We start from the raw sequence: 3,320 nt of genomic DNA, 5'->3' as shown, positions 1-3,320 counted from the left end.
GACGGAAGTCTGGCTCTTTTTGTTTTCTATAGTAAAATAGGTAAGAGGCTAGAGAATAAGAAAGATATAAAGACATGGACAGAATCGACAGAGAAAACAATCTGATCAGAATTAACGCTTTCGATGATCCCAGACTAAAGCTGTTTACTGATTACAATGAAGCTCAGCTCTTTCATTACTATGAGCCAGAAGCCGGTATTTTCATCGCTGAAAGTCCGAAAGTAATCGAGCGGGCAATTAGGGCCGGCTATGAGCCAATCGCCATGCTGGTGGAGGAAAAGGCCTTAGAACGTGATTTAGCGGACTTTGACCGGGAGCTGGCTGCCAACCACGATCACTTGCTTGATTTTCCGATCTTTGTCGCTCAGTCTGACCTTTTGCGCCAGCTGCCAGGCTATAATCTGCTTCGGGGCGCCATTTGTGCCTTTCGAAGAAAAAAGCGGCCAAGTCTGCGTGAATTTGCGGCTGCCTTGCCCAAGCATGCCAGAGTCGGGGTCTTAGAGAGCGTCGTCAATCCAACCAATGTTGGCGCTATTTTCCGCTCAGCCGCGGCCTTAGGCATGGACGGGGTCTTGATTACAACCGACTCCAGTGATCCCTTATACCGGAGAAGCGGCCGGGTCAGCATGGGGACGGTTTTCCAGGTGCCTTGGACTTATCTGGATCAAAAACTTTGGCGGGAAAAAGGCGTGGCCAGCCTGCAGGAATTGGGCTTTAAGACCGCGGCCATGGCTTTAAGGGACAACACGGTTGACATCGACGACCCGGTCTTAAAAGAAGCAGACCGTCTGGCTGTCATTTTAGGTTCTGAAGGACCAGGCCTGTTGCCGCAAACGATCGCGGAGAGCGACTATACGATCAAGATACCGATGGCTGAAGGAGTGGACTCCTTGAATGTTGCCGCCGCTAGCGCTTTAGCCTTTTGGGAAGTCAAAAAAGGACTGGATTAAGTTCCGGTCCTTTTAATTTTGTATTTTCTTTTTTACTTATTCACCGCTAGCCCCGTAGTTGCTCAATACCCGGGCACTTGGGTCGGTGACGCTTTCCAGGCTCTTCCAGCTTCTGTTTGGCATCCAGTAGTCCTTGATCCAGTCAGCCTTGCCAGGGTAGAATTCTTCAAAAATATCCCGGTAAAGAAGTGATTCCTTGGTAAATGGCGTCCGGTATGGGTACTTTTCGCCTGCTTTAGCCAGGTCTTCATCGCTGTACTTGCTTTCAGCGTATTCCTTAAGGTCATCAACCATGGAGTGGCCCACGGCGTCGCTGAAGGCTGCTTTTTCCCGCATAAGGATGTCGCGGGGCAGCCAGTCGCCTTCTTCAAAGGCCTTCCGGAGCAAGTACTTGCCCTTGTGGTAGTGGTTCATCTTCAAGTCCGGATCCACGCTCATGACGTAGTCGACGAATTCCCGGTCAGCGAAAGGCACTCTGCCTTCCAAAGAGTTGGCGGAAATGCAGCGGTCTGCCCGCAAGACGTCGTACATGTAGAGCTCTCTGAGCCGCTTGGCTGCTTCTTTTTGGAATTCTTCCGGGCTTGGAGCGAAGTCGGTGTATTTGTAGCCAAATAGCTCATCAGAGCATTCACCAGTCAAGATGACCTTCAAGTCAGTTGTTTCATGGATCTTCTTGCAGAGAATGTACATCCCGATTGAAGCCCGGATAGTCGTGATGTCCCAGGTTTCCAAAGTATAGATGACTTCTCTTAAAACACCCAACACGTCTTCTCTGGTCATGATGAACTCGGTGTGGTCAGTTCCCAGGTAGTCAGCCACTTCCCGGGCATATTTAAGGTCGATCGGGTTTTGGTCCATCCCAATGGCAAAAGTTCTGATCTTCGTATCTGGCTGCAGGCGGGCGGCGATCGAGCAGACCAGGGAAGAGTCAAGGCCGCCTGAAAGGAGGTAGCCGACCGGGGCGTCTGAGGCCAGGCGCTGGTCAACTGATTCAACCAGAAGGTCATGAATCTTGTGAGTCGCAGTCTCAAAATCGTCAGTACTCATCTTGGGGGTGAGGTCTGGTTCATGGTAGGCCACGATCTTTTCCCCGTCATAGTAGTGGCCAGGCAGGAAGGGGTGGATTTCGCGGCAGAGGTCAAGCAGGTTCTTGCCAGTTGAGGCAAAAGCAATCTTGCCGTCTTTTTTAGTAAAGCCGTAGAACATTGGCCGGATACCGATGATGTCTCTAGCCGCGTAAATCGTCTTTGAGAGGTGATCATAGAGGACAAAGGAAAATTCCCCATCCAGCATCTTAACCATCGTCTCAATCCCGTATTTGCGGTAAAGGGGGATCAGAACTTCACAGTCACTGCTGGAAGTAAATTCGTAGTCGGTTTCCAGGTTCTTTTTCAGTTCCGGGTAGTTGTAGATTTCCCCGTTGCAGACCAGGGTGCAGTCCAGGGTTTCAAAGGGCTGCATCCCGCTGTCCGTCAAGTCCATGATGGCCAAGCGGTTGAAGCCAAAAGTAACTCCCCGCTCGTCAAAGACCCTGGTCATGTCCGGTCCCCGATCCTGGCATTTGGCCAGGGCTTCGTCAAAGGTCTTCAAGTCAAATTCTTTGGAGTCGATCGCTAAAAATCCGCACATATTCGCTGCCTCTTTCTTTTTTAAGCAAAAAATAATTTAAGTGAGTAAAAATTGCTATTTAATGAAAAAAGGGTCGCCAAGCAAAGAAAAAGCCCTTCGCTCCCCGGTAAGGGACGAAAGGCTTTGTTCCGCGGTACCACCCAAATTGCTCTGATAATAGAGCCTGCTTCTTGAGCACAAATATGCTCATCCGGTGGTAACGGACCAGAACCGGCCAAGCCTACTGGAGCTAAGTCTTTCGGTTGGCAGCTGAAAAAGTGTTTTTCAAGGGGGGCAGAGCCTGCTGAATTTCCACTCTCACCAGCTCACTGGAGGTTGCCCGCCTTTACTCGTCTTTTTATGGCTTACTTTTTTAATTAAGAACTATTGTAATCCAAATGAGAAATAAATCAAGGCTAAATTAAAACAAATTTAAAAAGAAAAGCAGAGAAGGCTTGCCAATAAAGTTTTTGATTTATTCGCTGAAAAGTGTTGACATTTTCCCTAAACCCTGTAAAATACTAGTTGTTGCGTCGCCGAGGCGCGGCAGAAAATTCCGCCTTAGCTCAGTTGGTAGAGCGCTTGACTGTTAATCAGGATGTCGTCAGTTCGAGTCTGACAGGCGGAGTACCGGGAAGTGGCTCAGTTTGGTAGAGCACCTGGTTTGGGACCAGGGGGTCGCAGGTTCAAATCCTGTCTTCCCGATCAAACGAAATATGCGGAAGTAGTTCAGCGGAAGTAGTTCAGTGGTAGAACATCACC

Annotated in this window: 2 protein-coding genes and 2 tRNA genes; 3 read left to right on the top strand and 1 reads right to left on the bottom strand. The window is 49.4% G+C overall.

Translation table 11 applies throughout. From position 1 onward, the window contains the following. The first annotated feature begins 74 nt into the window (after positions 1-74). Entirely contained in the window at positions 75-950 is an 876-nt protein-coding gene (locus HMPREF3168_RS09235; RefSeq protein ID WP_013439448.1) for a TrmH family RNA methyltransferase, read from the top strand. Between the two features lie 36 nt (positions 951-986). Here the strand turns inward: HMPREF3168_RS09235 and asnB are convergent, their stop codons facing one another. After that, on the bottom strand, positions 987-2,579 hold the full coding sequence (asnB, locus tag HMPREF3168_RS09230) for an asparagine synthase B (protein WP_003614946.1): 1,593 nt from the start codon (positions 2,577-2,579) through the stop codon (positions 987-989). 534 nt (positions 2,580-3,113) lie between these two features. Here asnB and HMPREF3168_RS09225 point away from each other — a divergent pair. After that, positions 3,114-3,186, top strand: a tRNA-Asn gene (locus HMPREF3168_RS09225). Between the two features lie 3 nt (positions 3,187-3,189). After that, a tRNA-Pro gene (locus HMPREF3168_RS09220) sits at positions 3,190-3,263 on the top strand. The last annotated feature ends 57 nt before the right edge of the window (positions 3,264-3,320 follow it).

It is taken from the genome of Lactobacillus sp. HMSC08B12, assembly GCF_001808415.1.
Lineage (GTDB): Bacteria > Bacillota > Bacilli > Lactobacillales > Lactobacillaceae > Lactobacillus > Lactobacillus delbrueckii.
Note: the sequence above shows the minus strand (reverse complement) of the source record. Positions and strands in the feature narration are given on the sequence as shown.

Bases quoted from the DNA above. Each gene is read 5' to 3' on its own strand.
- HMPREF3168_RS09235 (WP_013439448.1), top strand. From the start codon at position 75: ATGGACAGAATCGACAGAGAAAACAATCTGATCAGAATTAACGCTTTC.
- asnB (WP_003614946.1), bottom strand. From the start codon at position 2,579: ATGTGCGGATTTTTAGCGATCGACTCCAAAGAATTTGACTTGAAGACC.